The sequence below is a fragment of the Roseovarius sp. JB2-10 genome (assembly GCF_055693585.1).
The window spans coordinates 2,099,248-2,125,247 of sequence record NZ_CM146337.1 but is presented as its reverse complement, the minus strand read 5'-3'; the positions used below and the strand labels follow the sequence as shown (position 1 = coordinate 2,125,247).

Genomic DNA, 26,000 nt, shown 5'->3' with positions numbered 1-26,000 from the left:
GTCGCAGTGCTATTTGTCTGCACGGCGCAATTGGTTGACCGGGCGGTTTTTGGTGCTGACATTGGTGCGATGTTGTTGACGTTTTTTCGCCAACACCTCATCGCGAGGCATCCAGTCATATCGCCGATCCTCCGACGTTCGTGACCAGAACAGGACACCACCCTTGCGCCAAGGATCAAGGACAATGCCATTTTTGAAGTGATCGCCCTTCTTGCTGATCAACGCGGTGCTATGTTCCAGACGGAGGTTGAAGGAATTGGCAACGGCGCGATGCAAATCGAGGGTCTTGAAGTTTTCCTGCTTAAGACGTGCTTCAATGTCTTGCGCCCAATGCCAGCATAATCCGCGGGGCCGCGTTCCCATATTCACCTTGGTGTTGTGGATCAATGGCCCATCTGTGATCTGGTATTCACCCGCCAGCTGGTAGGTATGCTGGTACGTAATACGTGCCGCGCGCAGTGCTTCTTCCGGGTCAACCTCATCGCCCAGAGCCAAAATGGCCCGGGCAAGTGCGTTGATTTCCTGTGGCGTTCCAGGGGCTGGCCCGCCCGACCGCGCGGATACGTTCGTTGCCGCAAAAACCAGCGACAAAACACATAGAATTCTGGTTAAAACTATCATTGTACCCGCAATTCCTGCCCTGCTTGGCGTCAGAATTACCGTTTTGGCTGTGGCTTGTCGAGGCCATGCGGCCTGTACCAGAGATCACGATTGCGCGTGGCGGGTATTTGCCAAAGGCTCGTATTGCGTGGGCAGTTTTTGAATTTTATCCGTGGCGCGGCAAGGCGACTACACTGGACTCCTGGCGCAATGCCTCTTCGTAAATTACATGCTGGCCGCGTCCCCGCGCTTTGGCTTCGTAGAGCGCGACATCCGCATCATCCATCATTTGGTCCAAATCCGGCGTCTTGTAATCACAGCTGAGCGTCGCCCCGATGCTGGCGGAAATACGGCATTCCTGGCCGTTGAAAACGATAGGCTCTTCGAGACGCTGGATTAACCTTTCAGATATTTCCTTGACCCGTGTTCGGCTCGTCAGGCGATCAAATATCAAGACGAACTCATCGCCACCTGTCCTGACGATCGTATCGGAATCCCGGGTTTCGTTGACCATGACTTCCGCCACATGTTGCAATACATGGTCACCCGCGGCGTGCCCCATATTGTCATTCACCAGTTTGAAGTAATCCAGATCCAGGTTCAGCAACGCAAAATCCTGTTCGGATTCCATCAAACGCGTCAGCACCTTGTCCATTGCGCGCCGGTTCTGAAGACCGGTGAGCGTATCGGTAAAGGCTTGTTCTTCTGCCACTATTTTTGCGCCCTGAAGACGCAGGTTCAGCTTGCGCGAGGCTTCCATCGCAGCCGACTTGGCCTCTACCAGATAGAGCATTTCAACGGCTAAATCCGTGGGCGCAAAATCAGCACTGGTCAACGAGAAATCATTCACCGCATCGAGGACTGAGATCCCATAGGATAAGTTCACAATCGCCCCGCTTTTGGGGCCGAAAGAAGACGTCTCGCTTAATGGAACGAGAATGCCCTTCAATTCGGTACGCGGCAACGCGCGCAATTGCAGGTGCAATTTAACGCCCGCCATATTCCTGAGATCAGACATGGTTGCCGCAACACGCGGGCGCTTGATTTCAAAAAACTCCAGGAACCGCGCCCCTACGGCATTGCCAGTTGCATGAAGTTTGTGCACGGACGCGCCAGCATGAACGATATGACCCGTGGCGTCGAGAATGGCATGCATCGGGCACAAAGCATCCAACAAAGCGCTGATGTCATGGAGATTATGTGATTGAGTCATCCGGCTTTGGCCCCCAATTCAAACGTGCGTCCCGAGGCAAACGCTGTTTCCAGCAATTTGACGTCAATCAGCTCGTGATCTTCACCACCGCCCTTGTGTTCCAGGAACACGAGCGCACCGTAATCATCCGCCATGGCGCGCAGCAGGCCGGTGACGACATGGCCGAAACCCGGCAATTTTACTTCGCGGGAATACACCGACAAACAGAAACTATCGGTTGCGAATTCCCGCAATTCCAGCCGTGGCAATTCAATGTCGGAAACGGCCAGCCTTGCTCGTGCGGGCAAATCATCCAGAGAATGCAGGAATTCTTCGTACGTGACGCCGCTGAACCGCAGCAACCGTCGAACGGACTCGAAATTTGGATGCGACACCAAATACGTGCCGATATCTTCGAGAATGTCCGAAACGGGTTTGTCCAGAAGATTTGCCAGATCCTTCAGGATTTCGCCGGTAAGCTCATCCTCATAGGTTAGCATCGATTCGAATTCAGTGTACCCAAGATCCAGCCGTTGTGTGACGCCTACCCAAGCGTCGCGACCATATGTATCGCGTACAAATCTCTCGATCGATCTGTTGATCAAGCCGTGCATAGCCCACTCCATTCAGTTGCGGGCAGAATGGCAGCGCAGAGTTAACACCAACTCTACATCTCAAATTGTCGTAATTTTCTCTGTCGGGATGCCCCTGAAGGATCAGCTCACACGGGACAGAATGGCCAGCGCTTGGGTATGCTGCTCGGCCCCTGCTGCCGCCACGACACGGCCGCCCTGATGCGCGCGGCCTCCCTGCCAGTCCGTGACGATACCGCCCGCGGCCTTGACAACGGCCATCGGTGCCTGAATGTCATAGGCCTGCAACCCCGCTTCGATCACCAAATCAATCTGCCCTGCCGCCAACAAGGCGTAGGCATAACAATCCATGCCGTAGCGCGTCAGTTTTGCCTGTTTGGCGATCTCCGCAAAGGCCGCGCCCTCTTCGGGGCTGCCAACTTCGGGAAATGTCGTGAAGAGAACAGCATCCGCCAGCCCGCAACTACCCCGAACCGCCAATGCCTTTTCTCCGCGTGGCCCAACAACACGCGCCTGCCCCAGGCCCCCTTCGAAACGCTCGCCAATGTAAGGCTGGTCAACGATGCCATAAATCGGGCCGGACGCATCCGACACTGCGATCAGGACACCCCAAGTTGGCGTGCCTGACATAAAGCCACGAGTGCCATCAATGGGGTCCAGCACCCATGTCAGACCGCTTTGGCCCAGTTGTTCACCGTATTCTTCGCCCAGAATGCCATCTTGGGGGCGCATTTGAGCCAACACGTCACGCATGGCCCGTTCGGTGGCCCGGTCCCCTTCTGTCACAGGATCAAATCCGCGACCGGCTTTGTTTTCAGCCGTCAGGCCATCGGACCGGAAATAGGGAAGCACCGCAGAGCGCGCGGCATCGGCCACCGCATGAGCGGTGGCGATAATGTTTTCAATGTCCATAGAAACTCCGTCCCCACGCTGCGTCATGCCGCATGATTAGACAGAATTCAGCGGTGCCTCAAGCGACGTCGCTGAGAACGCGCGCCAGATCAAAGAGACGGCGACGCTGGTTTTCCGGGATCGCATAATAGGAGCGCACAAGATCGAGTGCTTCCTTGTCACCCAACAGATCGGAGGGAACCGAATTGCCTTCGTGACGTTCTGCGCTTTCACTGTCGAGCCCTTCGAAGAAGAAGCTGACTTCGACATCCAGCGCATCAGCGATATCCCAAAGCCGTGACGCGCTGACGCGGTTGGCTCCGGTTTCGTATTTCTGGATTTGCTGGAATTTAATTCCAACGCTTTCCGCCAGTTGTTGCTGAGTCATTCCGACAAGCCAGCGACGGTGGCGAACACGTTTACCGACGTGTACGTCGACGGGGTGCGGCATGGTTATTCCTTCCTTTAACTATCCCAAAACATCCGGCCCTGAAAATTCAGGATCGGTGGGCCTAATATTTACCGTTCAGTGCGCCACGCATCCCTGCAGCGCGCTGACAGGGTAACATTGTGCCACTAAAATACAAGAAAATTTGCTAACCGAAAACGTTATCTATCCGGAAGAGAAACAATCTAGACGAGCACCTATACTTTAGGTCAGGGCATTTGACCGGCCCCCAAGAACGTTTGACGCGCTTCCGTCTTTGGATTACGCCCGCCGCAACGCTCGCGCCCGAGCCTGTTTCATTCCACGAGGACCCTATGCGCGCCTTTCAAGTGACCACGTTTGACACGCCCCCGAAGCTGGAAGAATGCGCTCTGCCCGAACCGGCAACCGGCGAAATTCGGGTCAAGATCGGCGCGTGCGGATTGAACTTTGCCGACCTTCTGATGATGAGCGGTAAATATCAGGATACGCCGCAACCGCCTTTCACCTTGGGCATGGAAGTTGCGGGCACAATTGACGCTGTCGGCCCAGATACTCAGGCACCACCTGTCGGGACGCGGGTTGCAGTTTTTGCCGGTCAGGGCGGTTTGGCGGAATACGGCTGTTTTCCCGCCGACCGCGCCGTTGTTTTGCCAGAGACGCTCAGCTTCACCCAGGCGGCCGCGTTTCAGGTCGCCTATGGCACAAGTCACGTGGCGTTGGAGTACAAGGCACGCCTGCAACCGGGTGAAAACCTGTTGGTTCTGGGTGCCGCGGGCGGCGTCGGCCTGACGGCGGTTGAGATCGGCAAACTGATGGGGGCCAACGTCATCGCCTGCGCCCGCGGCGCGGACAAACTCGACGCCGCCCGTGCTGCCGGGGCCGATCATCTGATCGACGCCAAAACGCAGGACATCCGGGATATCTGCAAATCATTGGGCGGGTTGGACGTGGTCTATGATCCGGTCGGTGGAGACCAATTCACCGCCGCCTTCCGCGCCTGCAACCCCGAGGCGCGCATTTTGCCCATTGGCTTTGCCAGCGGCGACGTGCCGCAAATTCCGGCCAATCACCTGCTGGTCAAAAACATCACCGTCATGGGACTGTACTGGGGTGGATATCTGAAGTTCCGCCCCGAGATCGTCACCGAAAGTCTTGCGACCCTGATGACCTGGTTCGAAGCCGGTCGCATCACACCGCATGTCAGCCATGCCCTGCCGCTTAACGAGGCTGCGGACGCGCTTGAGCTTTTGCGCAGCCGGCGCTCAACGGGCAAGGTTGTGGTTACAATCGATTAACGCTCGACGCCTCACCCGCGCAAAACCCGCTGCGCAGCATCAGGGCCAGTTGTTCGACCAACTCATTGCGCGGGGTGCGGCCGCCATACATGTTGATCAATTGCACCCCAAGATCCGGCAGGTTGGCAGCGGCTGGTACAAGTTCCAGATGACGCGGCGCGCTGCCCTCCAGAATGGTGGTGACCGCCAGATCCGCACTTACCGTTGCCTCAATGGCGCCGTCTGAATTCGAGTCGATCGCGCTTTCCCAGTCAATCTCGGCCTGTTCCAGCTTCGCAATTGCGCCGGGCCGGAACATGCAGTTGCGACAGTTGGCCAGCGGCAGAGGGCGTTGTTTCCAGGCAGCACCGCCCGGGGCGCCGTACCACCTGAGTGGTGCCCGCGATAACGTCTCGCCGCCGGGTCCTACGATCGTTTCGGTGGTCAGGATCAAGTCAACCTCGCCCTGACCATAGCCCTCGATCAGGGCCGTTGAATAGGATGCATTCAGATGCACGCGAACCCGGGGGAAAGCCGCGTTGAATTTCTTCAGCACGCGCGGGATCACCGGGTAGATGATATCATGTGGCACACCAAAGGTGATCTCACCCTCCCAGACCTGATCGGTCAATCGCCCCACAACCTCGTCGTTCAGGTCCACCAGACGGCGGGCATATGTCAGTAGTTGCTCCCCGGATGGCGTCAGGCTGATTTTGCGGTTGCTGCGATCCAGCAGATCAAGGCCGAGCATTTCCTCCAGACGTTTCAACTGCATCGACACGGCAGATTGCGTAAGGTTCAGCGCCGTAGCCGCACGGGTCACACCGCCATGATCAGAAACCGCCACGAAGGATCGCAGTGTGGTTATATCAAGATTTCGCATTCATCACATTCCTTGATGATGATCTCCATAAACATTCATTTTCAATATGAACGCATTTCTGCGAAAAGATCAACATACGAAATACTAAATGACTGAACCATCAGCAAACCGAAAGGAAACGACATGGCATTTCTGTCCAACACACATCAAAAATGCAGCCCAGTTCCAACACGGCGCGTCTCTTTGTTTGATCTGATTTCTGTCTACCGGCAGCGCCGGGCCCTTGCCCGTCTGGACGACGCGGCTTTGCGTGATATCGGATTGACCCGGCACGACGTGGAAACAGAAGCAAAGCGACCCTTTTGGGATATGCCCGCAAAATAACGTTCGAATGCCGTCGAAATACTCCGTTTCCACCTCCGGAATGCCTTGAAAAACGGGCTCAAGTGACCAATATAACAGGCGAACCCCCAATATTTGGGGCAGTCAGGTCACGTATCGGAGGTTTTTATGGCTGAATTTGACACAATCCGGAGCACCGCAGGCACGCGTACCGCCCAGATTGATGAGGGTCTTCGCACCCATATGAACAAAGTCTACGGCACAATGTCCGTGGGCATGGTCCTTACATTCCTTGCTGCATGGGCCGTAGGCAACAACGCGGCATTGATGGAAACGTTGTTCACAGGCATGACACGTTGGGTCGTCATGTTTGCCCCGCTGATCATGGTCTTTGCCTTTAGCGCAATGATCAACAAGCTTTCAGCAGCCGCGGCGCAATTGTTCTTCTACACATTTGCGGCCGTCATGGGCGTTTCGATCAGCTACATCTTTGTGGTCTTCACCGACTTCTCAATCGCACAGGTCTTCTTGACCACAGCGATCGCATTTGCGGGTCTGTCCCTCTGGGGCTACACGACCAAGAAAGACATCTCCGGCTGGGGAAGCTTCCTCATCATGGGCGTCATCGGTCTGATCGTCGCATCGATCATCAACATCTTCCTGGGCTCACCAGCGATCATGTTCGCAATCTCGATCCTGGGTGTGCTGATCTTTGCCGGTCTGACAGCGTATGACACGCAAAATATCAAGAACACCTATTTGGCGCACGCCCATCACGGCGACACCGAATGGTTGGGTAAAGCCGCGATCATGGGCGCGTTGGCCTTGTATCTGGACTTTATCAACATGTTCATGTTCCTGCTGCAACTGCTCGGCAACCGCGAGTAAACCAGCAAGCACATTATTCCGATCAGGGCCGGTCACAGCGACCGGCCCTTTTCTTTTGGGTCCGCGCCAAGGCCGAGCGGCACCCCGTCCAAAGCCCCCAAGATCACGTTCTGTTAAGGATTAACCCGGGGTTAACCATGCCCAGGAAATACTTCTGACGATTGGTGATGCGGGCAGTGTCTCTGCCGCGTCACCGGGTTGCGTGTCGGAGATGCCATGGGTGAAAAACAGAAAATAGACAAAACGGATCGATGGGCGCGCGTTAAGGAACTGACGGGGCTGTCCGCACGGTCGCCAAAACAATCGCGGACAAAAGATGGGTTCTCCGAAGATGCCATGGCCGGTCTCGCGGATCTGGATGCGCGTAGCGCGCCACCGGGCGTGGAGACGCGACCTGCCTTCGAAAAGTCCTACCAACGCACCACACGGCTCGAGGCATCCGAAGCCGCAGGCGGCGGGCTGCTGACCCAAGCGGATGGGTCCAAGCGGCCGCATTATTGGGGACACCGCGAACGCCTTCGCAATCGGTTTTTGACGGGCGGGCACAAAGCGATGCCCGAATATGAGCTTCTGGAGTTACTGCTCTTCAATGCCATTCCGCGCATCGACGTGAAACCGTTGGCCAAGCGCCTGCTGGCGGCCTTTGGTGACCTCAACGGCGTGGTGGCGGCTTCGGAACACCGGCTGCTGCAGATCGACGGCGCCACGCCACAGGTCTATCTGCAATTGCGCATCGCCGAGGCATTTGCCCACCGGATGGGTCAGGCCAAGATTTTGCAACGCGATGTGGTGTCATCCTGGAAGGACCTGATCGACTATTGCCGCACGTCAATGGCGCATCGCGATACCGAGCAGTTTCGCGTGCTGTACCTGGATCGCAAGAACACGGTCATCGCCGATGAAGAACAGGCCGCAGGCACCGTGGATCACGTGCCGGTCTATCCACGCGAAGTGGCCAAGCGCGCGCTAGAGCTGAATGCCAGCGCGCTCATTCTGGTACATAATCACCCGTCAGGAGATCCCACGCCCAGCCCCGAAGACATCCAAATGACCAAACTGATCGCCGCCGCCTGTGAGGCCATTGGTGTCACGATCCATGATCATGTGGTCATTGGCAAAGAAGAGGAGTTCTCCTTCCGCACGGCCAAACTTTTCTGAGCCCCCCGAATAGAAAAAGCCGCCCCCGAAGGCGCGGCCCTTTAGATACGTCATCGTCAGGCGATCTTATTTGATCTTGCCTTCTTTGTATTCGACATGCTTGCGCACAACCGGGTCATATTTCCGCACAACCATTTTTTCGGTCATGGTGCGCGCGTTTTTCTTGGTCACGTAGAAGTGGCCGGTTCCCGCGGTCGAGTTCAGGCGGATTTTGATTGTGGTCGGCTTCGCCATGATAGTGCTCCTGCGTCGGGCACGCCCTGCGGCCCGTGAAAATCTAGAACCCGCCTTTTACCCGGCGCGGCCCCCGAGTCAACCGGCATTCGCCCCTGCCGGTGCGAAATGCTGTCACATCCGTCGCACCCGATTGCAATTGCGCGGCGTATCGCGTCAAACTGCCGGTGTTTCCTTGGCAAGGACGGACCGATGATCGCGAATTTGATGATGTATGCCCGCCCCGAATTGGCACAGGCGCATGACCGCTATTGGGCGCACATCCGGGCCGAACTGAGCTTGCGTGGCGTGGACGGCCCTGAGGCATTGTCACAAGAGGCCGAGGAGTTCAGTGTCTGGCACTCCCCTGATCTGGTGCTCAGTCAGACCTGCGGCATGCCCTACCGCCTCTGGCTGCACGATCAGGTCACGCTCATTGGCACGCCGGATTTCGGGCTCAACGACTGCCCGCCCGGTCACTACCGCAGCGCCATCGTGGTGCGCCACAATGATCCGCGCGCCGACGTGACTGCCTTCGCTGGTGCGCGCTTTGCCTATAACCAAACGTTTTCACAATCCGGCTACGCCGCCCCTTGGGCCCATCTGCAACCCCGCGGCATTTGGTTTGAAGACCGCGTGCAAAGCCACGGGCATCTGATGTCCGCGCGGATGGTGGCAGAGGGCGAGGCCGACATCGCAGCGCTTGATGGAGTATCGTGGCGGCTGATGCAGCGGTACGAGGCCTTTGCCTCCAAGCTTCGCGTGCTGGAATGGACAGCGCCGACCCCCGGCCTGCCCTATATCGCCGCCGCTGGCGCCAACCGTCAGGCCACGTTTGATGCGGTCTCAGCCGCGATTGCAGGGCTCGACGCCAAGGATCGCGCAGCGCTTGGCATTCACGGGCTGATCGATATCCCCAAATCGGCCTACCTCGCCGTTCCCAGACCGGATGAAGAGATCACAAGATAAACACGCGGAAGGCCTGTAAGCCGGATTTTGTCCAAGGGGTTGCCCCCTCTGGATGACCATTCATCTTGATGCCTTGTTGCCAAAGCACCTCTAGCTGCCAACCCGGACCGCCGGGCCAAAGCTGCCTGCGGGCGGTATCGGTTGCCCGACCAAACCCCGCCTGCGGTCCCTATTTGGCATTGCTCCCGGTGGGGCTTGCCGTGCCGCGTCTGTTGCCAGCCGCGCGGTGGGCTCTTACCCCACCGTTTCACCCTTACCTCCGCAGGCGGAGGCGGTCTGATTTCTGTGGCGCTTTCCCTCGGGTTACCCCGGCCGGGCGTTACCCGGCACCGTTGCCTTGTGGAGTCCGGACTTTCCTCGAGGCCAGAGCCCCGCGGCCATCCGGCCTTCCGCGCAGGGTGGGCTTAGGCGCTAAAAGCGGTGCGGTCAACGGGATAGCGGCTTGCCAAATCATGCATCAAGGCGCGGTCCACATCATCCAGTGGGCCTGTTGCCCATGGTCTGAAGCGGAGCCGAAATACCTCGAGGCAGTCCTGAGGGCCTCCCTCCCACGCATAGCCAAATGCGCGTGCGTCCGCTTCAAAATCACCCGCACAGCCTGTGGTTTCCGGCCATATGCTCAAATTCTGCGCCGCCAACCGACGCCAGTCAAACCGGGAACCGGGATCACTTTTGCGCCCAATGGCCATGTCCGAATGACCAATCACGCGCTCCGGCGGAATGTGCCAGCGCTCAATGATGCCATACATCACGGCCTCAAGCGCTACCATCTGAGGCTCGGGAAAGGGATGTGCGCCGGTGTTGGCCAACTCTATCCCGATGGAGCGCGAATTGACGTCCGTTACGTCGCCCCATTGCCCCGCACCCGCATGCCAGGCGCGTTGATCCTCGGCCACGAGTTGCCAGATATGGCCCTGTTCACTGATCAGGTAATGGCTGGAGACTTCGGCGACTGGATCACATAAGCGATCGCGCGCGGCAAGTGCTGTCTGCATCGCTGTGTAATGCAGGACGATCATGTCGGGGCGCGCGCCATCGCGGCGCGGGCCACAATTGGGAGAAGGAAAGAGTTCTGCCGAGGGGTGGTCAGACCCCACGTTCAGCCGCCCACCGCCTTGCGAAACGGTGCCGGATCCCACGCGCAGGCAAACCCATCGCCATCCGGGTCAAGGCCCAGACGATCTCGCTGCGGGCCGCCCTTGGCCAGAAACTCGCTCTGGGCCTTATCGGGTGACGGGTATTTGGCACAATTGCGTTGCGCCTTGCTCTCGAGGCTCAGACCAATACGGCGATAGACCTGCGTGCCACGCGGATGTTTGGTTGCCAAAGCATAATCCACAATGTTCGGCCCCCCATTGCCCGACCGTTTGGGCAATGCTTCAGCCTCGATCACTTTGTACTGCGATCGGTTTTGCGCGATCTTGGCGGCATCACTTTCGATCGAGCGTTGCGCGCCCACGGCATCAAAATCGTTTTCCGCAGAAATACCCGTGGCACTCACGGCCTCAGGCGCCGGGTTCGACGGGCTGGCATGCACAATTGCTTCACCAGAATTGACCTGACGTTCGTTCAACGCCGCTTGGGTTTGGGCCGCCAGTTCCGAGCCATCATCGGCCACGACAACCGTTGTGCCACTATCAAGCGTTTCTTCCGAGACCGCATCCGGCGCGGGCAAGGCATTGCCCGTCAACTGCGCGTCGCGCGCCCGTTGCTGTTGTTGATATTCTTCGTAATTGCCAAAGCCCACGCCTGCCCCACTATCGGGAACCGGGGGCGTACAGGCCGTCAACGCCACAGCGGCGGCTGTCATCATTAAAAAACGCATTTGCTCATCCTGCCGTCTTTTTCTTTTGGCCGGTTTTTACCACCATTTTTCCGGTTTGGCTACAAAACCGGCGGCCCCCTCAAGGGCATAAGCACAATTCAGCAGATCGCCTTCTTCCCATGGACGGCCGATCAGCTGCAGCCCCAAGGGCAATCCGCGCTTGTCCAGACCGGCAGGTACGCTGATGCCTGGCAGGCCCGCGAGGTTGACCGTCACGGTGAAAACGTCGTTGAGATACATCTGCACCGGGTCAGCATCTGCCATTTCCCCCAGCCCAAAGGCAGCGCTTGGCGTGGCGGGTGTCAGGATCGCGTCGACACCCTCGGCAAAGACATCCTCGAAATCTTTCTTGATCAACGCGCGGACCTTGCGCGCGCGATTGTAATAGGCGTCGTAGAACCCGGCGGAGAGCACATAGGTGCCGATCATCACGCGGCGCTGCACCTCGGGGCCAAAGCCTTCGGCACGGGTTTTTTCGTACATCTCGGTGATGCCGTCGCCCTGCGCCAGCTTGGCGCGATGGCCATAGCGCACACCGTCATAGCGCGCGAGGTTCGACGACGCCTCAGCCGGGGCGATCACATAATAGGCGGGCAGCGCGTATTTGGTATGCGGCAAGCTGATGTCGCGGATCTCGGCCCCGGCATCGCGCATCATTTCGGTGCCATCGGCCCAGAGCTGTTCGATCTCTTCCGGCATCCCGTCCATGCGGTATTCCTTGGGGATACCGATCACCTTGCCCTTGATGTCGCCGGTCAGCATCGCTTCAAAATCGGGCACGGCCAGCTCAGCCGAGGTCGAGATCCTTCGGGTCATGCCCACACATCGCTTCCAGCATGATCGCTGCATCCCGCACGGATTTGGTCATCGGTCCCGCCTGATCGAGGGACGAGGCAAAGGCCACGATGCCCCACCGCGAACAGCGCCCATAGGTGGGTTTGATCCCGGTGATGCCCACGAAAGCCGCCGGTTGGCGGATCGAGCCGCCCGTGTCGGTACCCGTCGCGCCCAGGCAGAGGTCAGCCGCCACCGCGCTGGCCGAGCCGCCAGATGAACCACCTGGTGTCAGCGCCGTGTCTTCATTGCCGCGCCGCCACGGGTTAACCGCGTTGCCATAGGTGCTGGTTTCATTCGACGAGCCCATGGCGAATTCGTCCATGTTGAGCTTGCCCAGCATGACCGAGCCCGCATCAAAGAGGTTCTGCGACACGGTGGATTCATATTCCGGTTTGAACCCGTTCAGAATGGCACTTGCCGCCTGGCTCGGCACGCCTTTAGTACAGAAAAGATCCTTGATGCCCAAGGGGATACCGCACATCGCGGGCGCATCGCCCGCCTTAATCCGTGCATCGGCGGCGTTGGCTTGCTCCATCGCCAGATCGGGCGTGTGGTGCACAAAAGCCCCCAGAGCCCCGGCGCCCTCAATCTGCTCAAGACAGGCGGTCGTCAGCTCGGCACTTGTGATGTCCCCGGCACGCAGTTTGTCGCGCGCATCGGCAATTGTCAGTTTGTTGAGATCAGACATTATTCAACCACCTTCGGCACCGCAAAAAACCCTTCACGCGCATCGGGCGCGTTTGACAAGACCTTGCCCTGCTGGTCCCCGTCATTGACCACATCCTCACGCCGTTTCAGCCGCATGGGCGTGACACTGACCATCGGCTCCACGCCGTCGACATCAACCTCATTGAGTTGTTCGATGAACCCCAGGATGTTGTTGAACTCCTGCGCCAATGCGGGCAGCGCATCTTCTTCCACGCGGATGCGGGCCAGCTTGGCCACTTTAGCGGCGGTTTCGGTGTCGATCGACATGGCATGTCTCCGGGTCAATTCTGTCGTTTCTGCGTTTACCGCCGCACGCGCGCCCCCGCAAGCCACCTGCCCCCTTTTCGTAGGCCATTCCCGTGATAGGCTGATCAAAACTTGATCCGGAGGACATCATGAACATCACATGGCTGGGACACGCGTCATTCAAAATCGACATCGGCGGGCAAGTTCTGTTGATCGATCCATGGCTCAACGGCAATCCGATGCTGCCCGAAGATGCGCATGAAGAGGCGACATCCGGCGCAACGCATATCCTGCTGACGCATGCGCATTTTGACCACGTGGCCGATGTGCTGAACATCGCCAAGGCGCTGTCGGTGCCCGTGGTCGGGCAATATGATCTGATGTCCCACTGGGAGGAGAGCCAGAAGATCGCGACCGTGGGCTTCAACAAGGGTGGTACGGTTGATCTGGGCGGTGTGGCCGTGACGATGGTGCATGCCACGCATTCCTCCAGCGTGGCTGGCCCCGACGGCCCGAATGTGCCCGGCACCGAATGCGGTTATATGATCACGGCCGAGGGGCACACGATTTACCTGTCAGGCGATACGGATGTGATGGCAGACATGAAAGTGTTCAATGATCTGCACGCGCCGGATATTGGCATCCTTTGTGCTGGTGGTCATTTCACCATGGACATGCGGCGTGCGGCCTATGCGGCCAAGGAGTTCTTTGATTTCAAGACGTTGATCCCCTGCCACTACAAGACATTCCCAATCCTTGAACAATCGGCAGAGGTGTTGATCAACGCATTGCCGGACGTAAAGGTTATCGAGCCGGACGTGTTAGTGCCAATCTCGATCTGACGACGCCCTTATCGCCGTGCGCTGAAAAATCCCGTCAGCAAGGCCTCGGATGCGTCGGCGGCAATACCGTCGTAAACCTCGGGCACATGATGGCTTTGCGGGTGCGTGAAGACCCGCGCTCCATGCGCAACGCCTCCTGATTTGGGATCGGCAGCCCCGTAGTAGAGCCGCGCAATGCGGGCAGCTGACAGCGCAGTCGCGCACATCGCGCAAGGCTCAAGCGTCACATAAAGATCATGGCCCGGTAACCGCTCGCTCCCCGCAGCGGCGCAGGCCGCACGGATCACCAAAATCTCCGCGTGCGCGGTTGGGTCATTCAGCTCACGGGTGCGGTTACCGGCCTGCGCCAAGACCTTGCCTGAGGGATCAACCAACACAGCACCCACGGGCACTTCGCCGCGTTCGGCGGCGGCCTGGGCCTCGGACAGGGCCAATTGCATATGGCTTTTGAACGTCATGGGGCGTCTTTGCCCGCTGATCAGCGCTTTCGCAAGTCCTGCGAATGGTCTAATCGGGGGCCATGAGCACCAAATCCCCAGCAGGCGACCGGATTGCCAAAGTGATCGCCCGTGCCGGCATTGCCAGTCGGCGCGAGGCGGAGCGTATGATCGAAGCGGGTCGCGTCACCGTCAACGGTGAGACTATCGCGCGCGCCGCCCTCAATGTAACCGACGCAGATAAAGTGACTGTGGATGGTCGCGAGTTGGGCGAACCTGAACCGCCACGCCTCTGGCTTTATCACAAGCCGTCCGGATTGGTCACAACCACGCGCGATGAACAGGGTCGCACCACGATTTTTGACGAATTGCCCGAGGATTTGCCCCGCGTTCTGTCCGTTGGGCGTTTGGATCTGAACTCCGAAGGCCTGCTTTTGCTGACCAATGATGGCGGCATCAAGCGCAAGCTGGAATTGCCCGCGACCGGGTGGGTGCGCAAATACCGCGTGCGCGTCAAGGGCCGCCCAAGTGATGATACGTTCGAACCCTTGCGCAAAGGTCTGACGGTCGAGGGCGAAAATTTCCAACCCATGACGGTGACATTAGACCGACAACAGGGCGCCAATGCCTGGGTTACGGTGGCCATTCGTGAAGGGAAGAACCGCGAAATTCGGCGCGCGATGGAGGCGGTGGGCCTGAGTGTGAACCGCCTGATCCGCACGTCCTACGGGCCGTTTCAACTGGCGCAGCTCAAACCCGGCGAGGTTCAGGAAATCCGCCCGCGCATCTTGCGCGATCAATTGGGGATAGAAGCACCAAAGCCTGCCGACGCCCAAAAGAAACGCCCCAAACCTGTGCGGAAACGTCGCCGTTGAAGATGCAAATCGTGCGCATTTAGAGCGAAAATCCGGTCATTCCGGCAGGTTCCTCCGGTCGCCCCCTTTTCACCCACCATTCGCAGGTTATATAGACTGCTCATAACAGCTTCTTTTCAAAGCGCCTTTGTAGAACATGATCCAGCACACTGTAACGATGGCAGGCAATGACGATGACGACCAGGATACCTCGGTTGTTGTCGAAACGCGTCCCAAAACCAAGCGGCCCCCGCTCTACAAGGTTATGTTGCTCAATGACGATTACACACCGATGGAATTTGTCGTGGCTGTTCTGGAACGGTTTTTCGGCATGTCACATGCACAGGCGTTCGATATCATGCTGACCGTCCACCAAAAGGGTGTGGCCGTGGTTGGGGTTTTCAGCCACGAGATCGCGGAGACCAAGGTGGCGCAGGTCATGGACTTTGCGCGGCAACACCAACACCCTCTGCAATGCACGATGGAAAAAGAATAATTTGACGAATTCGCGTCTCTCGCTGGCCTTGGAAAATGGTGACGCGACCCTGCCCGATTCCGGTCGGATTGCTGTGTTTGCGCCGCGAGCTGGCGCGCATGATCTGGGCGATTTGCCGCGTGATCGTGTCGATGTGATCACCGGCTTTAAACCAGATGTCGATCACTACACTGCTCAGGGCCAGACATGCATGACGGCCCCGGAAGGCCGATACAGCATATCGGTAGTTTTCCTGCCACGTGCCAAGCAACTGGCCCGTGGGTTGGTTGCACAGGCCGCTCAAATCACCGACGGGCCGATCATTGTGGATGGCGCGAAAACCGACGGAATCGAATCTATCCTCAAGGAATGCCGCAAACGCGTCGATGTGTCTGCACCCCTCTCCAAAGCACATGGCAAACTCTTCTGGTTCAACGCGACCTCTGCTTTTGAAGAGTGGCTTTTGGGCGAGGCAGTAGACATTGGCAGTGGATTTCTCACCCAGCCCGGCGTCTTTTCCGCCGACGGGATTGACCCCGGCTCCTGCCTGCTCGCCGACACGCTGCCGGTCAAACTGGGCGCACATGTTGTCGATCTGGGTGGCGGTTGGGGCTATCTGAGTGCCCGCGCCTTGGAACATGACGGCATCACCCATATCGATTTTGTCGAAGCGGATCATGCCGCATTGAATTGCGCACGCCTCAACCTTAACGACCCGCGTGTTCACCTGCATTGGGAAGATGCAACGCGGTGGCGACCTGCTGCCTTGGTGGATTGCGTCATCACCAACCCGCCTTTTCATACCGATCGCAGCGCCGACCCGGCATTGGGGCGCGCCTTTATTGCGGCCGCCGCCGCGATGCTCAAACCCTCCGGTCAGCTATGGCTGGTGGCCAATCGCCATTTACCGTATGAGGCCGCAATCGCCGGTCTTTTTGCGTCCGTAAGCGAAGCTGCTGGCGACAATAGGTTTAAAATCCTGCACGCCACGCGACCGTCTCGCAAGGCGCGTTGAATTCGCATAGCCTGCCTTTGGCAGAATCACCCTGAAAGGCGCATCCATGTCCTTCTCAATCTCTGGCAAAACCGCGATTGTCACCGGCGGAGCCAACGGCATCGGCCTTGCCATCGGCAGACATTTTGCCAACAAAAGCGCAAATGTGATGTTTGCCGACATCGACGAAGAGCATCTGAAAAAGGAAATTGGCAAAAATGAAGAAGGTAGCAATATCAGATACTTCGCGGGAGATTTGCGCGAAAAACTGACCCAGGCAAATTTGCTGTCAGCGACAATCGACGCTTTTGATCAGGTCGATATCCTGGTCAACGCGTCCCGGCAGGTGGTCACCTCCGATCCCCTCAACACTGATGACGATGCGGTGGTCATGCTGCTCAATCAAAACCTGATCACAGCGTTGCGTTTGTCGCAATTGGTGGCCAAGCGCATGATCAAACAGGCCGAAGACCAGCCGGAAGGCAATATCGGAACCATCGTCAATTTGTCCTCGATCGCCGCGCGGCGCACACATCCAGAACTGATGGCCTATTCCGTGGCCTCCGCCGCGCTGGACCAGATGACACGGAGCCTTGCGGTCGCCCTGGCACCGCACAGAATTCGCGTAAATGCTGTGGCTTTTGGCTCGGTCATGAGTGCATCTCTGAAAGACACGCTTCGCGAGCAGACCGAGTTTCGCGAGGACATCGAGGAACACACTCCGTTGGGACGGATTGCATCACCAGCGGAACTGGCCGAGGCCGTGCAATATCTGGCCTGTGACGGGTCGGGCTTCATGACCGGACAAATTATGACCGTCGACGGTGGCCGCTCGCTGCTGGATGCCGTCTCCGCCCCTGCCCACTAACTGGACATTCCGATGACTGCTGATTTTACCGAAGAGAAACAAAAAGCCGCCGCATGGTTCCGGACCTTGCGCGATCAGATCGTCGCCGCGTTCGAAACCCTGGAAGACACGCATGACACTGGCCCGTTGTCAGACCGGGGGATTGGCCGGTTTGACGTCAGCGAAACCAAACGCAGCTCTGATGATGGGTCGGATGCCGGCGGCGGCCTGATGAGCGTGATGCGTGGCGGACGGGTATTTGAAAAAGTTGGGGTCAATGTGTCGGAAGTTTATGGCACCTTGGGGGAAGCGGCACAGAAGTCGATGGCTGCGCGGGGCGTTCCCGGAATTGCCGATGATCCACGTTTCTGGGCGTCCGGCATTTCGTTGGTCGCGCACATGCAAAACCCGCATGCGCCTGCGGTGCACATGAACACGCGTATGTTCTGGACCCCTCATGCCTGGTGGTTCGGTGGCGGCTCTGACCTGAACCCGTGCATCGAATACGCCGAAGATACCACACATTTTCATGCAACTCAGCGGGCGCATCTGGATCCGCACGGCACAGATTTTTATCCGCGCCTCAAGGAATGGGCGGATGAGTATTTCTACATCCCGCATCGCGGCCGTGCGCGGGGCGTTGGTGGGATATTTATGGATGATCACAATTCGGGCGATTGGCAGGCTGATTTCACGCTGACCCAAGATATCGGGCGCGCCTTCCTACCTGCTTTTGTACCGCTGATCGAAAAGCGGCGTACGCAGCCCTGGACCGAAGCGGATAAGGAAACGCAACTCATCCACCGTGGTCTCTACGCTGAGTATAACCTTGTTTACGATCGCGGCACCAAGTTTGGATTGGCGACGGGGCATGATGCGAACGCGGTGCTCATGAGTTTGCCGCCCATCGCGAAATGGACCTGATCAGCCCGGCATTCGGGGTAAACCAGTGCCAATCATCGAATCCCGTGTGACCAGTTCGGCCAGTTGCGCTTCGCTCAAATTTTCTGTGCCTTCAGGTCTCGCAGGCAGCACGACATAGCGCATGTCGGCGGTGCTATCGTGCACCCGCACCTGAATTTGATCCGGTAGATCAACGCCGAATTCGCGCAAAACGGAACGGGGTTCACGCACGGCACGGCTGCGGTATTCGCGTGTCTTGTACCAATCCGGCGGCAAGCCTAAAAGGTTGCGCGGGTAGCAGGAGCAGAGCGTGCAGACGATCAGATTATGCGTCTCATGCGTGTTTTCAACGGCAATCAGATTGAGCGGCCCAATATCAAAACCCATCTCATCGCTCGCGGCACCCGCATCTTGCAACAAACGCGCTTTGAAATCCGGATCGACCCAGGCGCGCGCCACAACGGCCGCCCCATCCGCCGGACTTCTGGCATCCATGGCATCGATCTGCGCGGCGATTTCAGCCGGAGTCATCACACCCTTTTCGATCAGGATCTCGCGCACGGCTATTTCCATCCGCTGCCAATAGGTCAACGGACCGTCATTATCGGCGCGATAGGGGTGGCCGGAGGGGCTCAAGTGGTCTGGATGATCATGTGGCATCGGATATCAGGCCTTTTCCAACCAGTGTTCGTAGATTTCGGCATCCAACGTGTCATTCGGCACCTCGGCGTCATCACCCCAGATTTCAGCCATGGTAAAGCGGACGCGGTAAAGGTGTTTTTTGTCCGCCGCATGGCCGTAAGCCAATTGTTCCGGGTTGCCAAAGGGGCCAAGACTGCGCTCAACGATGCCTGTTTTTCCGCGCAGATAAGCGGGCGCCCGGACATGGCCCGGTGGCATCAGGGATTTGACACGCACACGCTCAGTCATTGTTCTGCGCCTCGCCATAGCTTGCGCCACGCGCGGCAACTTCTTCCATCTTGGTGGCAAGCTCTTCCAGTGTGTAGGTGCCTGCTTCAATCAGGTTCTGGTTCACCGAAGCGATCCAGCGTTCGTAATAGCTGTGCTTTTCGAACGCGTCTTCGCCCATGTCTTCCAACGCACGCCGCAAACCATCCACGGTAAAAAGACCCTTGCCGCCGCAGAGCACCATAAGTGCATCAACACGTTTCTCCCAAAGGGCAAAATCATGGCCTTCCATGGGAACATCCCCGGCGGGTTGCCCGCCCATGTCATGCCAGCGGCGTCCATCAATATCACTCATGGTCTGCAGCCTAAGCCGACCTCAAAGATGTGTCCACCGCTTTGGCCCTCGTGACTTTCGGTAAATGATTTTGTGACTGATCTCGCGGTTGTTCAAGCCCTCAAGGCGCAAGGTCTTGAGTGTTGAAACCACTAGAAATTGGCAACGCAGCTAAATGCGATGCAAAACAGCTGCTGCGCCAAGCGCGCCAGAAGTAACGCGTTCGCATAATCGCACGCGCCAAAGCGGCGGTTGCCGCTATTCCTCGTCGTCTTCTTGTTCCGGCACGATGAGCATCACTTCGCCATTGGCTTCAAGCGTTCGGATTGCATTGACGACCTCAGTCATCGCCTCCTCGCCGTCCTTCGCTTTCACCTTGCCGCGTTCTTCGATCTCTTCGCGGATGGAATCGGCCATTCGCTTGGACATGTTCTCAAACAGGAACTCCGCCACAGATGCCAATTCACCATCCGCGGCCGCGGCCAATGCCGTCACCAGCACGACCTGATCCACTTCGCGCAACACTTTGGGCACGTCCACCGGGTTCAAGCGATCGGGAATATTGATGAAGGTAAAGATGGCCTTGCGAACCAAGGCCGCAAACTGTTCATCCGTTTCGTCCAAACCGACAAGCACGTCATCACGTGTGGCCGCTGGTGAGAAATTCAGAATTTCGCCAACCCGTTCCACTGGACCACTATCAAAGGCCGTTTCGGGTACATCATGCAATTGCGCCGCCAACGACAGACCAATGCGATCCACTGCATCCGGCGTCACAGCGCCAGTTTGCGATACTGCATATGTGATCCGCCGCGCCTTGTCGCCCGGCAATTTCCCCAACAACTCCGCCGCCTGTGCGACATCCAGCTTGGAGAGCACAACCGCCGCAACCTCGATGCTTTCCTGTTCCAGAATGGGGATCAAATTGTCAGTACCCGCATTGAAAATCTGCTCCCACGGATCGCCGAATTGGCGCACGCCCGCCTCTTTGCGCAGCCGCGCCGCAGTCTGGGGGCTTATCTTGCCATCCAGTGCGGTCAATGCGCCGGCTACACCGCGAGGAAAGGTCAACCCCATCGCCTCAAGCTCCCGCGCGAATTCCGCGACAACATCCGCAAGTGTTGATCGATCAACATACCGCATCGAACCCATTTGGGTGGTCAAAGACGCCTGCAAGGGCTCGGGCAAATCCGTCAAAGGCACCTCAGCACCTTCGTTCAGCAAAAAACGCACCACGATGGCAGCCTTTTGACGACGCGTCAGCCCCGCAACCGTAGCCCCCGGCATTTGCGGTGGCGACAACCGGGCAAGTGGTGTCATGTCGTTCATCCTGTCCCTCATTCCTGGAGTGGCCCCCAGAATACGTCAGGAAGAGTGAACATTTATCTAAGAACAAAAGAAGAATATTTACAGCTATGAACGCTGCTTATCCTGCCTCAAATCCAGAGGTCAGATTTTAGCTGTTAACCTGCGACACGCAGCTTCCGCTTTCACTGTCCCAGACCAAACCAGCGGCACAGGATTGAACCTGTTGCTTGTGGCCGCCCTTACACCCGGCTCCCGCTATCGCGGACGTACCAAAAGTTACTGCGACAAGTGCAACGATGATCTTGAATTTCATACCCGGACCTCCTGCAAATCTGGATACATTGTATCACAGATTTGCAGGTTTCGCGATGACGATTGCAATTACTGCCCATTGGCCCGGGCCTGAAGCGTCATTCAGTAGGTGTAGGTTTTGCCAGTGGTGATGGCCTGATCAAGAGACGTCTGCGCCCAGCTACCTGTGCCGCCTGCGTCTTCAATCGCCTTCAACTGTTGCTTTGCACCGGCCAGATCGCCCTGTTCAACCAAGGCCTGTCCCATATAGGAGCGGGCGAGAATATTTGTGGGGTTCGTGGCAATTGCCTGACGGTAATATGCCATGCCGGTCTCTACATCGCCCATTTTGCGGTGTGTGAAACCCCAATAGGTCAGGACGCGGTCGTCTTTCTGGTCAGACATCGCCGCCAGAACAGTCTGCGCATTTTCATACTGTCCCGCATAGGCAAACTCACGGACCGCACCGTAAAGCGTGTCATCATCCAGCACTTCATTGCTGGCCTGAACGCAGGATTTGCTGCCTTTGTCCCAGATTTTACCATCAGTACACGACTTGGTCGTTTCCGAGGGTTTGGGGGCAGATGAGCTGTCGCCTCCCGCTGCAAATGCGACGGCGGGAAGCGTGAGGGCAAGTATAAGTGTTGTTCGAAACATAATAGCTCCTGATACTAATGATTTCATACTGTATTAATGGGAAAACACGGGCCGTCGAATTTTATTCGCCGAAAAAGTTTCGAACCGGATTTTTTTGCTCAATCCTCGCCAAAAACCCGCGCAAAGATCGTATCCACATGTTTGGTATGATAGCCCATGTCGAATTTCTCTTCGATCGCGTCGGCGCCCAAGGCCGCAACCACATTGGCATCCGCCAGAAGTTCCGCCTTGAAATCCGTCCGTTCTTCCCAAACCTTCAGCGCGTTGCGTTGCACCATGGCATAGGCGTCCTCACGGCTCACGCCCGCCTGGGTCAGCGCCAGAAGCACCCGCTGAGACATCACAAGTCCGGGGAATTTGTTCATGTTATCCAGCATGTTGTCCGGGAAAATCAGCATTTTGTCGACAACGCCGGTCAGCCGCGCCAAGGCGAAATCCAGCGTGATGGTGGCATCCGGCCCGATCATACGCTCGACCGAGGAATGCGAAATGTCGCGTTCGTGCCAAAGCGCTACGTTCTCCATTGCCGGGACCACGGCCGAGCGGACCAACCGCGCCAGACCTGTCAGGTTTTCGGTCAGCACCGGGTTTTTCTTGTGCGGCATCGCGGAGGAGCCTTTTTGGCCCATCGAGAAAAATTCCGCACCCTCCAGCACTTCCGTCCGCTGCATATGTCGAATTTCTGTGGCGACGTTTTCGATGCTGCTGGCAATCACGCCCAGTGTCGCGAAAAACGCCGCATGGCGGTCACGCGGGATGACCTGGGTGCTGATCGGCTCGGGCACAAGGCCCAGCTTGTCACACACATGTTCTTCGACCGCTGGATCAACATTGGCAAATGTGCCTACGGCGCCGGAAATCGCGCCGGTTGCGATCTCCGCCCGGGCATCGCGCATGCGGCTCAGGTTGCGGTCCATCTCAGCATAGAAGCGAGCGAAGGTCAGACCCATCGTGGTGGGTTCTGCGTGAATGCCGTGGGACCGGCCAACCCGCAGTGTGTCTTTATGCTCGATCGCCCGGCGCTTGAGCGCGGCCAAGAGCCCCTCAAGATCGGCAATCAGGATATCCGCCGCGCGGGTCAGCTGTACGTTAAAGCAGGTATCCAGCACGTCCGAGCTGGTCATACCCTGATGCACAAACCGCGCCTCTTCACTGCCCACATGCTCCGCCAGGTGGGTCAGAAAGGCGATCACGTCATGCTTGGTCACCGCCTCGATCTCGTCAATGCGGGCGACGTCAAACTCGACATCTTTGGCTTTCCACACGGCCTCAGCGTTTTCGCGCGGGATCACACCCAGATCGGCCATCGCATCACAGGCATGCGCCTCGATCTCGTACCAGATGCGGAACTTGGTCTCGGGTGACCAGATGGCAACCATGTCGGGGCGGGAATAGCGGGGAATCATATGGCGGTCCTTACGCGATGCTTGTATCGTTGCGCGCGGTTTAGACCGCCCGCGCGGCAGCGGCAAGGCAGGAGCAGCCAGATGAGACGGAATGCCCACTCCAGCGACGCCCTGACACGGCAATGACCCGCGTTCTGGACGATTTCGAAGGGCGTTGGGCGGTGTCGCGACAGATCACGCCGGCGCGGGACCCGGCGGGTACGTTCACCGGCACCGCCACGTGGACACGCACGGAAAGCGGGCTTGCCTACCACGAAACCGGGCAATTACGCGTTGGCACGCATCCCCCGATGCAGGCCGAACGGCGGTATTTGTGGCATCCCGATCTGACCGTCTGGTTCGACGATGGCCGATTTTTTCACCAGGTTCCGGCCACGGGTGGCGCAACCAGCCATTGGTGTGATCCCGACCAGTATGATGTGACCTATGATTTCGACAGCTGGCCAACGTTTCGCGTCATATGGCGCGTCACAGGCCCGGCCAAGGATTACGTGATGGTTTCGGAATACAAACCCGCGCCCTAAAGCATTTGGACGTACCGTTTCGTTTTGTTTTCGCGGGCGACCCGCGCTATAGCAGCAAAAACAGTTCAAAACGTGCGAGGACAGACCAAATGGCTGAACTTTTGACAGTGGAAAACCTGGGCAACCTGCTGATGCTATGCTTTTTGCAGGCGGTTCTGGGGTTCGATAACCTGCTTTACATCTCGATCGAAAGCCAACGCGCGCCCGTCGCGCAGCAAAAGGCCGTTCGGTTCTGGGGCATCATCCTTGCGGTGGTTCTGCGGGTTGTACTTCTCTTCACCATGATCCGGCTGATCGACGCGATGGCCGAGCCGTTTTACGTATTTAACAGCCCCGGCCTGATAGAAGGCGGCGTCAATTTTGCGACCTGTGTGTTCATTATCGGCGGCATTTTCATCATCTACACGGCGGTGAAGGAAATCGGCCACATGCTGACGATCGAGCATCTGGACACGGATGTGGAAGGCAAACCGGGCAAATCCGCCTTCCGGGTCGTGATGATGATCGTGATCATGAACCTGATCTTTTCGTTTGACTCGGTCCTCTCGGCACTGGCGATCACCGATGTTTTCCCCATTCTGGCCACGGCGATCATCCTTTCGGGGCTGGCGATGTTGGTGCTGGCCGATGGCGTCACGCGGTTTCTTGAGAAAAACCGCATGTACGAGGTGCTCGGTCTTTTCATCCTGCTGATCGTCGGCGTGGTTCTTCTGGGCGAATCCGGTCAGGCAGCGGCTCACGCAATGCATGACGACAGCCTCGCGCTGAAATTCTTTGGCTATGAGGTCGTGCCCATGTCCAAAACCACCTTCTACTTCTCGGTGATTGTGCTTGTGGCGGTTGAGGTTATCCAGTCGGGCTATACCCGCAAGCTGAATGCCGAACGGCGCACGGCGTCAAAACACTAAAAGGATTACCGACAGCACTACAATGGGCGGCCACTAACCATCTGCCGCCCATTGTGCGACATGTCTACAAGGCTATGGAACTTGCTGGCAGGACACGCTGATGTCATGCGCTATCGGTACGCGGGATACTGGTAGGGCGCCTCTAGGTCACTTTCCAGACATTCGAAACAAACAATCGACGCATTAGAACAAAAGATGGCCGCTAAGCGGACATTTTGAACTTTCGCCGCAACTGCGCGAAAGACTGCTATCGCTCTTCTGCGCGTTTCCAGATATCAAAAAATTTAAATTTGAAGTGGAAGGCGACATGAGATTTCTCGATTGGATTAAATCACTGTTTTCTCGACCAGCTCCTAAAGGCGAGATCACGGCAGGAAACATGGTCGAGGCTAATGCAAATCAGCGCGATCCCGATGATCCGGCAAACCAAAAAACTTATGATGCTCTGCAAGCTTACTGGGAAAAAATCGGCGCGGTCGATCCTGATGTCATCACCTATATCGTCAATCCAATGTTCCTGGGATCTCCTCCATGGCCAGGCGGCAGACAGGCATTCAAGATTATCCGCGCAACAGAAAGCCTGATTATCGCATCAGACGGGCTTTCTGACCCGTTCGAGGAAGATAAGAACGAACTGCGAAACGGCTTCGAAATGGAAGTTTTCATCGAAGTGAAAGGCCACCAAGATATGGCCTTCGAGGACATCCAATCCTCCGCCGCCTTTGCGCTGATTGAGCAAACAGCCAGACAGGTCGCGGCTTGGGGCGGTATTACTAAGCTTCTTGAGCAAACTAATGTTGCGTCTTCGGAAATCCCGGTATCAAGCGACGCCATTCCAGATAAATTTCTAACCTCTGATGGCGGTATCGGTATTATCTTTGGAATGGTTGCAAAAGGCCGACCAAAAATAGTGCTTGATACCCCGTTATCACCTGTTCGAATGGTGCCAGTGACCGCCTTGTTGCCCAGCGAGGTGCAAGAAGTTTCGCAAAGCAAAGCGGGGCGGGATCGCATTGCAAAAAGGCTCAGAGATACAGGCTATCGGCATATAACTGACTTCGAACGCGGTAGCCTAGTATGAACGGTGATCCGCCGGATCAGCCTGATGAATTTGTTGCTACATTGACCGAGTTGGCGGACATTCATGCGTCGTGCAGAACTCGTCGCTTAGGGCTCAAAGCTGCCATTCGAGCCTGACTGACCAAAATCAGGTGCAGCAAATAGCTTGCTTTGCTGGCTTTCACCCTCGCACCACATTCCTGCAATGAGCCGCGCATGGGAATCTTCCCCCTAGTATGCTGCGCCTGCATCCCCTAGATTTA

Annotated in this window: 32 protein-coding genes, 1 other RNA gene and 1 pseudogene; 14 read left to right on the top strand and 20 right to left on the bottom strand. The window is 57.3% G+C overall.

Features of this window, described 5'->3' with window-relative positions:
* Positions 1 to 9: 9 nt before the first annotated feature.
* From ACZ1HJ_RS10730 to ACZ1HJ_RS10710, 5 genes are all read right to left on the bottom strand, one after another.
* Complete coding sequence (locus ACZ1HJ_RS10730) at positions 10 to 621, bottom strand: hypothetical protein (RefSeq protein WP_472718658.1); 612 nt, start codon at positions 619 to 621, stop codon at positions 10 to 12.
* Positions 622 to 766: 145 nt separating this feature from the next.
* Positions 767 to 1,813, bottom strand: a complete 1,047-nt coding sequence (locus ACZ1HJ_RS10725; RefSeq protein WP_472718657.1) for a diguanylate cyclase domain-containing protein — start codon at positions 1,811 to 1,813, stop codon at positions 767 to 769.
* Positions 1,810 to 2,406 (bottom strand): heme NO-binding domain-containing protein, encoded by a 597-nt coding sequence (locus ACZ1HJ_RS10720; RefSeq protein WP_472718656.1) that lies wholly within the window; start codon positions 2,404 to 2,406, stop codon positions 1,810 to 1,812. Before ACZ1HJ_RS10720 ends, ACZ1HJ_RS10725 begins: the two co-directional genes overlap by 4 nt.
* 102 nt (positions 2,407 to 2,508) lie before the next feature.
* Positions 2,509 to 3,297, bottom strand: a complete 789-nt coding sequence (locus tag ACZ1HJ_RS10715; RefSeq protein ID WP_472718655.1) for an inositol monophosphatase family protein — start codon at positions 3,295 to 3,297, stop codon at positions 2,509 to 2,511.
* Between the two features lie 58 nt (positions 3,298 to 3,355).
* The gene (locus ACZ1HJ_RS10710) at positions 3,356 to 3,727 is read right to left on the bottom strand and encodes a helix-turn-helix domain-containing protein (protein ID WP_472718654.1); all 372 of its coding nucleotides are present in this window, start codon (positions 3,725 to 3,727) and stop codon (positions 3,356 to 3,358) included.
* Between the two features lie 311 nt (positions 3,728 to 4,038).
* On the opposite strand from ACZ1HJ_RS10710, the gene ACZ1HJ_RS10705 reads away from it, so the two are divergent.
* Positions 4,039 to 5,001, top strand: a complete 963-nt coding sequence (locus ACZ1HJ_RS10705) for an NADPH:quinone oxidoreductase family protein (protein WP_472718653.1) — start codon at positions 4,039 to 4,041, stop codon at positions 4,999 to 5,001.
* Here the strand turns inward: ACZ1HJ_RS10705 and ACZ1HJ_RS10700 are convergent.
* Positions 4,988 to 5,863, bottom strand: coding sequence for a LysR family transcriptional regulator (locus tag ACZ1HJ_RS10700; RefSeq protein WP_472718652.1), 876 nt, complete (start codon positions 5,861 to 5,863; stop codon positions 4,988 to 4,990). The two genes, ACZ1HJ_RS10705 and ACZ1HJ_RS10700, sit on opposite strands and share 14 nt — an antisense overlap.
* 123 nt (positions 5,864 to 5,986) lie before the next feature.
* On the opposite strand from ACZ1HJ_RS10700, the gene ACZ1HJ_RS10695 reads away from it, so the two are divergent.
* The 3 genes from ACZ1HJ_RS10695 (at position 5,987) to radC (ending at position 8,191) form a co-directional block, all read left to right on the top strand.
* Positions 5,987 to 6,187, top strand: a complete 201-nt coding sequence (locus ACZ1HJ_RS10695) for a DUF1127 domain-containing protein (protein WP_472718651.1) — start codon at positions 5,987 to 5,989, stop codon at positions 6,185 to 6,187.
* 126 nt (positions 6,188 to 6,313) lie between these two features.
* Positions 6,314 to 7,033, top strand: coding sequence for a Bax inhibitor-1/YccA family protein (locus ACZ1HJ_RS10690; protein WP_472718650.1), 720 nt, complete (start codon positions 6,314 to 6,316; stop codon positions 7,031 to 7,033).
* Positions 7,034 to 7,369: 336 nt separating this feature from the next.
* Positions 7,370 to 8,191 carry a RadC family protein gene (gene radC, locus ACZ1HJ_RS10685; protein ID WP_472722197.1) on the top strand — a complete coding sequence of 274 codons (822 nt, stop codon included), beginning with the start codon at positions 7,370 to 7,372 and terminating at the stop codon, positions 8,189 to 8,191.
* Between the two features lie 66 nt (positions 8,192 to 8,257).
* On the opposite strand, the gene rpmG is transcribed toward radC, so the two are convergent.
* On the bottom strand, positions 8,258 to 8,425 hold the full coding sequence (rpmG, locus tag ACZ1HJ_RS10680; protein WP_007814563.1) for a 50S ribosomal protein L33: 168 nt from the start codon (positions 8,423 to 8,425) through the stop codon (positions 8,258 to 8,260).
* A 192-nt stretch (positions 8,426 to 8,617) separates the two neighbouring features.
* Between rpmG and ACZ1HJ_RS10675 the strand changes: the two genes are divergently transcribed.
* Positions 8,618 to 9,373 carry a phosphate/phosphite/phosphonate ABC transporter substrate-binding protein gene (locus ACZ1HJ_RS10675; protein WP_472718649.1) on the top strand — a complete coding sequence of 252 codons (756 nt, stop codon included), beginning with the start codon at positions 8,618 to 8,620 and terminating at the stop codon, positions 9,371 to 9,373.
* Here ACZ1HJ_RS10675 and rnpB read toward each other — a convergent pair.
* The 5 genes and pseudogenes from rnpB to gatC all read right to left on the bottom strand — a co-directional run bounded on the left by rnpB (position 9,374) and on the right by gatC (position 13,010).
* Positions 9,374 to 9,766: RNase P RNA component class A (gene rnpB, locus ACZ1HJ_RS10670), an RNA gene on the bottom strand. It lies immediately after the preceding gene.
* A gap of 11 nt (positions 9,767 to 9,777) precedes the next feature.
* A complete protein-coding gene (locus ACZ1HJ_RS10665; RefSeq protein ID WP_472718648.1) occupies positions 9,778 to 10,470 on the bottom strand; it encodes an N-acetylmuramoyl-L-alanine amidase in 693 nt (230 codons plus the stop codon).
* Positions 10,471 to 10,472: 2 nt separating this feature from the next.
* The gene (locus tag ACZ1HJ_RS10660; RefSeq protein ID WP_472718647.1) at positions 10,473 to 11,198 is read right to left on the bottom strand and encodes a hypothetical protein; all 726 of its coding nucleotides are present in this window, start codon (positions 11,196 to 11,198) and stop codon (positions 10,473 to 10,475) included.
* 36 nt (positions 11,199 to 11,234) lie between these two features.
* Positions 11,235 to 12,723: pseudogene (gatA, locus tag ACZ1HJ_RS10655) on the bottom strand (Asp-tRNA(Asn)/Glu-tRNA(Gln) amidotransferase subunit GatA).
* The gene (gatC, locus tag ACZ1HJ_RS10650) at positions 12,723 to 13,010 is read right to left on the bottom strand and encodes an Asp-tRNA(Asn)/Glu-tRNA(Gln) amidotransferase subunit GatC (protein ID WP_472718646.1); all 288 of its coding nucleotides are present in this window, start codon (positions 13,008 to 13,010) and stop codon (positions 12,723 to 12,725) included. Before gatC ends, gatA begins: the two are co-directional and overlap by 1 nt.
* 128 nt (positions 13,011 to 13,138) lie before the next feature.
* Here gatC and ACZ1HJ_RS10645 point away from each other — a divergent pair, with 128 nt between their 5' ends.
* Positions 13,139 to 13,831, top strand: a complete 693-nt coding sequence (locus ACZ1HJ_RS10645) for a metal-dependent hydrolase (protein WP_472718645.1) — start codon at positions 13,139 to 13,141, stop codon at positions 13,829 to 13,831.
* A gap of 8 nt (positions 13,832 to 13,839) precedes the next feature.
* Here the strand turns inward: ACZ1HJ_RS10645 and ACZ1HJ_RS10640 are convergent, their stop codons facing one another.
* Complete coding sequence (locus tag ACZ1HJ_RS10640) at positions 13,840 to 14,289, bottom strand: nucleoside deaminase (protein ID WP_472718644.1); 450 nt, start codon at positions 14,287 to 14,289, stop codon at positions 13,840 to 13,842.
* A 62-nt stretch (positions 14,290 to 14,351) separates the two neighbouring features.
* Between ACZ1HJ_RS10640 and ACZ1HJ_RS10635 the strand changes: the two genes are divergently transcribed.
* From ACZ1HJ_RS10635 to hemF, 5 genes are all read left to right on the top strand, one after another.
* Positions 14,352 to 15,143: a pseudouridine synthase gene (locus tag ACZ1HJ_RS10635; protein ID WP_472718643.1), complete on the top strand. Its 792-nt coding sequence runs from the start codon at positions 14,352 to 14,354 to the stop codon at positions 15,141 to 15,143.
* A 136-nt stretch (positions 15,144 to 15,279) separates the two neighbouring features.
* Positions 15,280 to 15,618: an ATP-dependent Clp protease adapter ClpS gene (gene clpS, locus ACZ1HJ_RS10630; RefSeq protein ID WP_472718642.1), complete on the top strand. Its 339-nt coding sequence runs from the start codon at positions 15,280 to 15,282 to the stop codon at positions 15,616 to 15,618.
* Position 15,619: 1 nt separating this feature from the next.
* Complete coding sequence (locus ACZ1HJ_RS10625) at positions 15,620 to 16,612, top strand: class I SAM-dependent methyltransferase (RefSeq protein WP_472718641.1); 993 nt, start codon at positions 15,620 to 15,622, stop codon at positions 16,610 to 16,612.
* A 46-nt stretch (positions 16,613 to 16,658) separates the two neighbouring features.
* Positions 16,659 to 17,459, top strand: a complete 801-nt coding sequence (locus ACZ1HJ_RS10620) for an SDR family NAD(P)-dependent oxidoreductase (RefSeq protein ID WP_472718640.1) — start codon at positions 16,659 to 16,661, stop codon at positions 17,457 to 17,459.
* Between the two features lie 12 nt (positions 17,460 to 17,471).
* Positions 17,472 to 18,362 carry an oxygen-dependent coproporphyrinogen oxidase gene (hemF, locus tag ACZ1HJ_RS10615; RefSeq protein ID WP_472718639.1) on the top strand — a complete coding sequence of 297 codons (891 nt, stop codon included), beginning with the start codon at positions 17,472 to 17,474 and terminating at the stop codon, positions 18,360 to 18,362.
* Here hemF and nthA read toward each other — a convergent pair whose 3' ends face one another.
* The 7 genes from nthA to purB form a co-directional block, all read right to left on the bottom strand.
* Entirely contained in the window at positions 18,363 to 19,001 is a 639-nt protein-coding gene (gene nthA, locus ACZ1HJ_RS10610) for a nitrile hydratase subunit alpha (protein ID WP_472718638.1), read from the bottom strand.
* 6 nt (positions 19,002 to 19,007) lie between these two features.
* Positions 19,008 to 19,271 (bottom strand): SH3-like domain-containing protein, encoded by a 264-nt coding sequence (locus ACZ1HJ_RS10605; RefSeq protein WP_472718637.1) that lies wholly within the window; start codon positions 19,269 to 19,271, stop codon positions 19,008 to 19,010.
* Positions 19,264 to 19,605, bottom strand: coding sequence for a ScnB-like protein (locus tag ACZ1HJ_RS10600; RefSeq protein ID WP_472718636.1), 342 nt, complete (start codon positions 19,603 to 19,605; stop codon positions 19,264 to 19,266). The genes ACZ1HJ_RS10605 and ACZ1HJ_RS10600 overlap by 8 nt, the downstream gene beginning before the upstream one ends.
* 237 nt (positions 19,606 to 19,842) lie before the next feature.
* The gene (locus ACZ1HJ_RS10595) at positions 19,843 to 20,913 is read right to left on the bottom strand and encodes a flagellar motor switch protein FliG (RefSeq protein ID WP_472718635.1); all 1,071 of its coding nucleotides are present in this window, start codon (positions 20,911 to 20,913) and stop codon (positions 19,843 to 19,845) included.
* 127 nt (positions 20,914 to 21,040) lie between these two features.
* Positions 21,041 to 21,205: a hypothetical protein gene (locus ACZ1HJ_RS10590; protein ID WP_472718634.1), complete on the bottom strand. Its 165-nt coding sequence runs from the start codon at positions 21,203 to 21,205 to the stop codon at positions 21,041 to 21,043.
* 101 nt (positions 21,206 to 21,306) lie between these two features.
* The gene (locus tag ACZ1HJ_RS10585; protein ID WP_472718633.1) at positions 21,307 to 21,840 is read right to left on the bottom strand and encodes a tetratricopeptide repeat protein; all 534 of its coding nucleotides are present in this window, start codon (positions 21,838 to 21,840) and stop codon (positions 21,307 to 21,309) included.
* Between the two features lie 98 nt (positions 21,841 to 21,938).
* On the bottom strand, positions 21,939 to 23,246 hold the full coding sequence (gene purB, locus ACZ1HJ_RS10580; RefSeq protein WP_472718632.1) for an adenylosuccinate lyase: 1,308 nt from the start codon (positions 23,244 to 23,246) through the stop codon (positions 21,939 to 21,941).
* Between the two features lie 122 nt (positions 23,247 to 23,368).
* Between purB and ACZ1HJ_RS10575 the strand changes: the two genes are divergently transcribed.
* The 3 genes from ACZ1HJ_RS10575 (at position 23,369) to ACZ1HJ_RS10565 (ending at position 25,759) form a co-directional block, all read left to right on the top strand.
* Positions 23,369 to 23,770, top strand: coding sequence for a DUF6314 family protein (locus ACZ1HJ_RS10575; protein WP_472718631.1), 402 nt, complete (start codon positions 23,369 to 23,371; stop codon positions 23,768 to 23,770).
* A gap of 89 nt (positions 23,771 to 23,859) precedes the next feature.
* The gene (locus tag ACZ1HJ_RS10570; protein WP_472718630.1) at positions 23,860 to 24,678 is read left to right on the top strand and encodes a TerC family protein; all 819 of its coding nucleotides are present in this window, start codon (positions 23,860 to 23,862) and stop codon (positions 24,676 to 24,678) included.
* A 307-nt stretch (positions 24,679 to 24,985) separates the two neighbouring features.
* On the top strand, positions 24,986 to 25,759 hold the full coding sequence (locus ACZ1HJ_RS10565) for a hypothetical protein (RefSeq protein WP_472718629.1): 774 nt from the start codon (positions 24,986 to 24,988) through the stop codon (positions 25,757 to 25,759).
* Positions 25,760 to 26,000: the final 241 nt, after the last annotated feature.

Bases quoted from the DNA above. Each gene is read 5' to 3' on its own strand.
- ACZ1HJ_RS10730 (WP_472718658.1), bottom strand. From the start codon at position 621: ATGATAGTTTTAACCAGAATTCTATGTGTTTTGTCGCTGGTTTTTGCG.
- ACZ1HJ_RS10725 (WP_472718657.1), bottom strand. From the start codon at position 1,813: ATGACTCAATCACATAATCTCCATGACATCAGCGCTTTGTTGGATGCT.
- ACZ1HJ_RS10720 (WP_472718656.1), bottom strand. From the start codon at position 2,406: ATGCACGGCTTGATCAACAGATCGATCGAGAGATTTGTACGCGATACA.
- ACZ1HJ_RS10715 (WP_472718655.1), bottom strand. From the start codon at position 3,297: ATGGACATTGAAAACATTATCGCCACCGCTCATGCGGTGGCCGATGCC.
- ACZ1HJ_RS10710 (WP_472718654.1), bottom strand. From the start codon at position 3,727: ATGCCGCACCCCGTCGACGTACACGTCGGTAAACGTGTTCGCCACCGT.
- ACZ1HJ_RS10705 (WP_472718653.1), top strand. From the start codon at position 4,039: ATGCGCGCCTTTCAAGTGACCACGTTTGACACGCCCCCGAAGCTGGAA.
- ACZ1HJ_RS10700 (WP_472718652.1), bottom strand. From the start codon at position 5,863: ATGCGAAATCTTGATATAACCACACTGCGATCCTTCGTGGCGGTTTCT.
- ACZ1HJ_RS10695 (WP_472718651.1), top strand. From the start codon at position 5,987: ATGGCATTTCTGTCCAACACACATCAAAAATGCAGCCCAGTTCCAACA.
- ACZ1HJ_RS10690 (WP_472718650.1), top strand. From the start codon at position 6,314: ATGGCTGAATTTGACACAATCCGGAGCACCGCAGGCACGCGTACCGCC.
- radC (WP_472722197.1), top strand. From the start codon at position 7,370: ATGGCCGGTCTCGCGGATCTGGATGCGCGTAGCGCGCCACCGGGCGTG.
- rpmG (WP_007814563.1), bottom strand. From the start codon at position 8,425: ATGGCGAAGCCGACCACAATCAAAATCCGCCTGAACTCGACCGCGGGA.
- ACZ1HJ_RS10675 (WP_472718649.1), top strand. From the start codon at position 8,618: ATGATCGCGAATTTGATGATGTATGCCCGCCCCGAATTGGCACAGGCG.
- ACZ1HJ_RS10660 (WP_472718647.1), bottom strand. From the start codon at position 11,198: ATGCGTTTTTTAATGATGACAGCCGCCGCTGTGGCGTTGACGGCCTGT.
- gatC (WP_472718646.1), bottom strand. From the start codon at position 13,010: ATGTCGATCGACACCGAAACCGCCGCTAAAGTGGCCAAGCTGGCCCGC.
- ACZ1HJ_RS10645 (WP_472718645.1), top strand. From the start codon at position 13,139: ATGAACATCACATGGCTGGGACACGCGTCATTCAAAATCGACATCGGC.
- ACZ1HJ_RS10640 (WP_472718644.1), bottom strand. From the start codon at position 14,289: ATGACGTTCAAAAGCCATATGCAATTGGCCCTGTCCGAGGCCCAGGCC.
- ACZ1HJ_RS10635 (WP_472718643.1), top strand. From the start codon at position 14,352: ATGAGCACCAAATCCCCAGCAGGCGACCGGATTGCCAAAGTGATCGCC.
- clpS (WP_472718642.1), top strand. From the start codon at position 15,280: ATGATCCAGCACACTGTAACGATGGCAGGCAATGACGATGACGACCAG.
- ACZ1HJ_RS10620 (WP_472718640.1), top strand. From the start codon at position 16,659: ATGTCCTTCTCAATCTCTGGCAAAACCGCGATTGTCACCGGCGGAGCC.
- hemF (WP_472718639.1), top strand. From the start codon at position 17,472: ATGACTGCTGATTTTACCGAAGAGAAACAAAAAGCCGCCGCATGGTTC.
- nthA (WP_472718638.1), bottom strand. From the start codon at position 19,001: ATGCCACATGATCATCCAGACCACTTGAGCCCCTCCGGCCACCCCTAT.
- ACZ1HJ_RS10605 (WP_472718637.1), bottom strand. From the start codon at position 19,271: ATGACTGAGCGTGTGCGTGTCAAATCCCTGATGCCACCGGGCCATGTC.
- ACZ1HJ_RS10600 (WP_472718636.1), bottom strand. From the start codon at position 19,605: ATGAGTGATATTGATGGACGCCGCTGGCATGACATGGGCGGGCAACCC.
- ACZ1HJ_RS10595 (WP_472718635.1), bottom strand. From the start codon at position 20,913: ATGAACGACATGACACCACTTGCCCGGTTGTCGCCACCGCAAATGCCG.
- ACZ1HJ_RS10590 (WP_472718634.1), bottom strand. From the start codon at position 21,205: ATGAAATTCAAGATCATCGTTGCACTTGTCGCAGTAACTTTTGGTACG.
- ACZ1HJ_RS10585 (WP_472718633.1), bottom strand. From the start codon at position 21,840: ATGTTTCGAACAACACTTATACTTGCCCTCACGCTTCCCGCCGTCGCA.
- purB (WP_472718632.1), bottom strand. From the start codon at position 23,246: ATGATTCCCCGCTATTCCCGCCCCGACATGGTTGCCATCTGGTCACCC.
- ACZ1HJ_RS10575 (WP_472718631.1), top strand. From the start codon at position 23,369: ATGACCCGCGTTCTGGACGATTTCGAAGGGCGTTGGGCGGTGTCGCGA.
- ACZ1HJ_RS10570 (WP_472718630.1), top strand. From the start codon at position 23,860: ATGGCTGAACTTTTGACAGTGGAAAACCTGGGCAACCTGCTGATGCTA.
- ACZ1HJ_RS10565 (WP_472718629.1), top strand. From the start codon at position 24,986: ATGAGATTTCTCGATTGGATTAAATCACTGTTTTCTCGACCAGCTCCT.